This is a genomic window from Desulfovibrio sp. SGI.102, from assembly GCF_050314315.1.
GTDB lineage: Bacteria > Desulfobacterota > Desulfovibrionia > Desulfovibrionales > Desulfovibrionaceae > Desulfovibrio.
The window spans coordinates 1-5,990 of the sequence record NZ_JBNPNC010000090.1 but is presented as its reverse complement, the minus strand read 5'-3'; the positions used below and the strand labels follow the sequence as shown (position 1 = coordinate 5,990).

The following is a 5,990-nucleotide window of genomic DNA, read 5'->3' as shown; positions in this document are numbered from 1 at the left end:
AAACAGGTAATAGATCAAGCATGAAATGCTGCGCTATCTTGCTGTGCTGCTTCCTCTGGGGGGCCGCGCCCGTCCTGGCTTCTCCCCTGGGGGCGGACAGTTTCTTCACGGTGGACATCCCCGAGGGCTGGACCATCGAGGCCCAGGACAAGGGCTCCGTGACCATGCTTTCCCCGGATGCCGGCATCATGGTGAGCCTGGTGACAGGCCTCAACGGTGCGCGTAGCCGTGCCGATATCGTGGAGGAGTACCGCAAGATGCTGGACGCGCCGGATGTCCGGCCCCGGGCCGATGATGTCTACGAAATGCAGGGCCATGCGGGGAACATCCCCATGCGGGGCGTGCTGGCTCTGGGAGCTGACCGGTATGTGCTCGTCCTGCTGGCCGGGAAGGTGGATGATGCCCAGGCCCAGGCCATCGTGGATTCGCTGGCCCTGAAAAAATAGGCTGCTTCCGTGCCGCTTCCTGCTGGGGGGACAGCGAACGCAGGCGCGGACTGCTCTTGACGGGGCAGGAAAAGACCGTTTGTCTAAAAAGACCGTCGTCCGTGGGATGGCGGTCTTTTTTTATGGCAGGAAGATCCATGTGTGACTGGTTCCGTCAGGTGGAGGCCCGTGGGAGAGATGGCGGGCTCGGGGCATGTCTGCAGCTGTCGTCATATGCAGGAGAAGTCGATGGGCCTGAGGCAAGGGCCGCAGCGTCTGCGGGACGGGAGCGCGTTGCAGGGAGAGGGGAGCCCGCAGGAGCAGCCGTGGCCGGAAAAGCCGCTGTTCTGCGGAAAGGCGGCTCTCCGGCCCCTTGTGGGGCGTGTGTAATGGGTATATGCTCCAAAGATTCCGCCTGCCTCTGGCGTGAGCAGGCGCACCGTTTTTACAAGGGATGTTTTCCATGTCGAATCATAGCGAGTACCTGAACAAGGTGTTGTTGAGCCGGGTCTACGACGTGGCCGTCGAGACCCCGCTGGATGAGGCCGTGAGCCTTTCCCGCCGCCTGGGCAACCGCGTGCTGCTCAAGCGGGACGACCTGCAGCCTGTGTTTTCCTTCAAGCTGCGCGGCGCCTACAACAAGATGGCCCGTCTTTCTCCCGAAGAGCTGCGCCGCGGCGTCATCGCCGCCTCGGCCGGCAACCATGCCCAGGGCGTGGCCCTGGCCGCCCGCCGTCTGGGATGCGAAGCCGTCATCGTCATGCCTGTGACCACGCCCGCCATCAAGGTGGATGCCGTGCGCCGTCTGGGCGGACAGGTGGTGCTGTTCGGTGAGTCTTTCAGCGATGCCTGGCGGCATACGCTGGATCTCATCAAGGAGACCGGCTACGTGTTCATCCCGCCTTTTGACGATCCCGATGTCATTGCCGGACAGGGCACCATCGGCATGGAGATCCTGCGTCAGCATCCCGACCCCATTCACGCCATTTTCGTGCCCATCGGCGGGGGCGGACTTGCCGCCGGCGTGGCCGCCTATGTGAAGAACCTGCGGCCCGAGATCCGCGTCATCGGCGTGGAGCCCGTGGACTCCGACGCCATGCGCCGTTCCATCATGGCCGGGCATCGTGTGGAGCTCAAGGATGTGGGCCTGTTTGCCGACGGCGTGGCTGTGAAGCTGGTAGGCGAGGAGACCTTTGCTCTTTGCCGCGACCTGCTGGACGACATCATCACCGTGGACACGGACGCCATCTGCGGCGCCATCAAGGACATCTTTGAAGATACCCGCGTGGTGGCCGAACCGGCCGGTGCGCTGGCCCTGGCCGGTCTGCGTGCCTATGCCCGTGCGGGCAACCTGCGCGACACCACCCTGGTGGCCGTGGTCAGCGGCGCCAACATGAATTTCGACCGTCTGAGCCATGTGGCCGAACGGGCGCGCTTCGGTGCCAACCGCGAAGCCCTGCTGGGCGTGACCATCCCCGAGAAGGCGGGCAGCTTCCGCCAGCTGGTGCAGGCCATCAGCAGCCGCAACATCACCGAGCTGTGCACCCGCTTCGCCGACCCGGTCAACGCCCATGTGCTGGTGGGCATCGACATCAAGAACAGCGACGAGGTGGCCTCCGTGCTGGAAGACCTGCGGGCTGCCGGTTTCAGTGCCTGCGACCTTACGGACAACGAACTGGCCAAGCTGCACCTGCGCCATATGGTGGGCGGCAACGCGCCCCAGGTGCACAACGAACGCCTGATCCGCTTCTTCTTCCCCGAGCGGCCCGGCGCCCTGCTCAATTTCATGGACGCCATGCGCGTGACCTACAACTTCACCCTGTTCCAGTACCGCTACCACGGGGCGGACTTCGGCCGCGTGCTGCTGGGGGTGGAAGTTCCCGAAGAGCGGCGCGAGGACTTCGAGGAGTTCCTGGCCCGCGTCGACCGCATGGGCTACCCGCATGTGGATGAGACCGACAACCCGGCCTACAAGATGTTCCTGGGCTGGCATCACGACAACTAACTGATGCCGGTCTGCACGGACAGACCATGATGCTTGTCGGGAGGCCGCTCCTTCGGGGGCGGCCTCCTGCTGTTCACAGGCCCCGGAGATCCCGGCGGCAACAAGGAGAGCGCGGGAGGGCTGAGAGAGGCCCGGCAGCATGGCTCCTTTGCGGACTATCCTGATGCCTGCATCGGCCTCCCCGGGCCGGAGGGAGCTTTTCTCGCCTGTCCCTGCCTTCCGGGCCGTCGTCATTGACAAGCCGGGACAGTTGGCCGAACATGGACAAAACCGGTATCGTCAACTTTTTACCGTCTGGCAGGACGCTATGATTCGTATTCAGGAAATTCTCGACAAGGTGGCGGCCAACAACCATGATGCCAATCTGGAGCTGATCCAGAAGGCCTATGTGTTCGCCGCCACAGCTCACGCGGGGCAGACGCGCCTTTCGGGCGAGCCCTATCTGTCCCATCCGCTGGCCGTGGCCTATACCCTGGCCGACATGGGCTTTGACGAGCCCACGGTGGCGGCGGGCCTGCTGCACGATACGGTGGAAGACACCGGCACCACCATCGAAGAGATCGACGACAAGTTCGGCGAAGACGTGGCCGACATCGTGGACGGTGTCACCAAGATCAGCATGATCGTCTTCGAGAACAAGGAAGAGGCGCAGGCCGAGAACATCCGCAAGATGATCCTGGCCATGAGCCACGACATGCGCGTGCTGATGGTCAAACTGGCCGACCGCCTGCACAACATGAGCACCCTTGATTTCCAGAAGCCCCACAAGCAGCGCCGCATCGCCCAGGAGACCATGGATATCTACGCGCCCCTGGCCAACCGTCTGGGCCTGTACCTGCTCAAGCGCCAGCTGGAGGACCTGAGCTTCAAATACCTGCGGCCGGACATCTACAACCAGATCGACCACTGGCTGGACGCGCATCAGGTGGTGGAAAAGCAGATCATCGAAAAGGTGGTCTCCCTCATCCAGGATCTGCTGGCTTCCAACGGTCTGGAAGGGCAGGTCTACGGGCGCATCAAGCACAAGTACAGCATCTACAAAAAGATGCAGTCCCAGTCCCTGACCCTGGACGAGATGCACGACATCATGGCCTTCCGCGTGCTGGTCAAGGACATCCGCGACTGTTACGCGGTGCTCGGTCTGGTGCACTCGCAGTGGAAGCCGGTGCACGGGCGCTTCAAGGACTATATCTCCATGCCCAAGGCCAACGGCTACCAGAGCCTGCATACCACGGTCATCGGGCCCGAGGGCGAGCGCATCGAGATCCAGATCCGTACCGAAGAGATGCACCGGCAGGCCGAACACGGTGTGGCCGCGCACTGGCTGTACAAGGAAAAGGGCCGGGTCAACTCCAAGGACCTGGAACAGTTCTCCTGGCTGCGCGAAATCTTCGAGCGCCAGGGCGACGAAGCGGACTCGCGCGAGTTCATGCATTCGCTCAAGCTGGACCTGTTCAAGGACGAGGTCTACGTCTACACCCCTGCCGGTGACGTGAAGGAACTGCCCGAAGGCGCCACGCCGCTGGACTTCGCCTTCCACATCCACAGCAAGGTGGGCCATCATTGCGCCGGGGCCAAGATCAACGGCCGCCTCATGCCGCTGGGCACGCCGCTCAAGAACGGCGACATCGTGGAGATCATCACCGATCCTTCGCGCAACCCCAATCGCGACTGGCTCAAGATCGTCAAGACGGCCCGCGCCCGCAGCCGCATCCAGCGCTACCTGCGTACCGAGGAACGCGCCCATGCCCTGGCCCTGGGCCGCGACATGCTGGAAAAGGAAGGCCGCAAGGTCAACCTCAATGTGGCGCGCGCCCTGAAGGACGGCCAGCTGGCCATCGTGGCCCAGGAGATGAACTTCGAGAACGTGGACGAGCTGGTGGCCTCGGTGGGCTATGCGCATATCACGCCGCGCCGTGTGCTCAACAAGCTCTATGCCGTCCTGCATCCCGACAATGCCGCGGCTGCGGAACCGGCCACGCCCACCATCAAGGAAAGCAAGGAAGCCGCCAAGCGCAAGAGCGACGGCGTGGGCATCTCCGGCTGTGACGGCGTGCTCATGCGTTTTGCCAAGTGCTGCAACCCGGTGCCGGGGGACCCCATCATCGGTTACATCAGCCGCGGCATGGGCGTCACCGTCCACCGTGCGGACTGTCCCAATGTAGCCAATATGGAGCCGGAGCGCCTCATCTCCGTGCATTGGGACGGCGAGGAGGAAAAGCCCTACGAGGCCGGCATCTTCATCCTGGCCCAGAACCGCAGCGGCGTGCTGGCGGGCATCGCCCAGCTCCTGGCCCTGCAGGGCATCAACATCACGGCGCTGTCTTCGCGGGCGCTGGTGGACGGCCGGGCCGAACTGCGCCTGACCGTGGAAGTGTGCAACGCCACCCAGCTCTATGATGTCATCGAGGCCATCCGCGGCCAGTCCGGCATCCTCGAAGTGGTGCGCGATACCGAAGAAGCCTAGCCCATCCCGCCCGGCTGCCGTGGCGCAGCCTTTCAGTGAACATACGCAGGGGACACCGCAAGGTGTCCCCTTTTTCGTGGGCCATCCCGCGACAGTTTTGGGCAACTATTTGCCAGGAACAGGTCTGTACCCGGCAGCCGGGGCGGCGTATCCCGGTAAGCACAGGACAAAGGTCCGTTGCCCGGACGGGATCTGCCGGAAAAGGGCGGAGCCTTCCGGTCTGCGTCGACGGGGAGCAGGAGGCATCTTTGCGTTGCGTTCCCCGGTATGCGGCAGCGGGCCGTCTTTCTCATGCCGGGGCATCCGGCACAACCGTTGAAGATATCGTGGGGAACACCATGGACAGGATGCAGAAAGCGGAAGCGTACAGGAAGGAATTGGGCAAGACGGGGGCCCCGGCACTGGCCGGGACGGATCCCGAACTGGCGGCTATCCGGGAGCGCCTGGAATACGGCGAGATCGCCGGACAGGGCTGCCTGGATGCGCGTCGGCGCCGCCTCATCACCCTGGTCGTCCTGGCCGCCATCCAGACGCCGGAGGGGATAGGGGAGGAGACACGGGCCGCCCTGCATCAGGGCGTGCGTCCCGAAGAGATCCGCGAGGCCCTGTACCAGTGCGCGCCCTATATCGGCTTCCCGCGGACGGAGGCGGCCCTGCGCCATGCGGATGCCGCCCTGGAGGCCGCCGGTATCGCCCTGCCCCTGCCTGAAGGCGGCACGGTGAGCGAAGAAGACCGCTTTGAAAAAGGCCTTGCCGTACAGACCGGTATTTTCGGGGATGCCATCAGCAAGATGCACGCTTCGGCCCCTGAAGGACAGCGAGAGATCCTCGTCCGGCATCTTTCCGCGTTCTGCTTCGGCGACATCTATACGCGCACGGGGCTTGATCTGCCGCTGCGGGAGCTGCTGACCTTCTGCATCATCAGCGCGCTGGGCGGCTGTGAGGCCCAGGTCAAGGCCCATGTGCAGGGCAATGCCGCCGTGGGCAACGGCAAGCAGCTGCTGGTGGATGCCCTGCTGCAGATGCTGCCCTGCATCGGCTTCCCCCGCACGCTCAACGCCCTTGCCTGCGTCAACAGCGTGCTGCCGGAGGC

General features: G+C 63.9%; 4 protein-coding genes. All 4 read left to right on the top strand.

Annotation, left to right across the window (positions count from 1 at the left end; translation table 11 throughout):
* Positions 1-446 (top strand): hypothetical protein (locus ACQRCJ_RS11930; protein ID WP_427799883.1); only part of this gene is annotated, 446 nt, incomplete at its 5' end.
* Positions 447-888: 442 nt separating this feature from the next.
* The gene (gene ilvA, locus ACQRCJ_RS11925; protein WP_168934453.1) at positions 889-2,430 is read left to right on the top strand and encodes a threonine ammonia-lyase, biosynthetic; all 1,542 of its coding nucleotides are present in this window, start codon (positions 889-891) and stop codon (positions 2,428-2,430) included.
* 307 nt (positions 2,431-2,737) lie between these two features.
* Complete coding sequence (locus ACQRCJ_RS11920) at positions 2,738-4,897, top strand: RelA/SpoT family protein (protein WP_168934452.1); 2,160 nt, start codon at positions 2,738-2,740, stop codon at positions 4,895-4,897.
* 326 nt (positions 4,898-5,223) lie between these two features.
* Positions 5,224-5,990 (top strand): carboxymuconolactone decarboxylase family protein (locus ACQRCJ_RS11915; protein WP_297137526.1); only part of this gene is annotated, 767 nt, incomplete at its 3' end.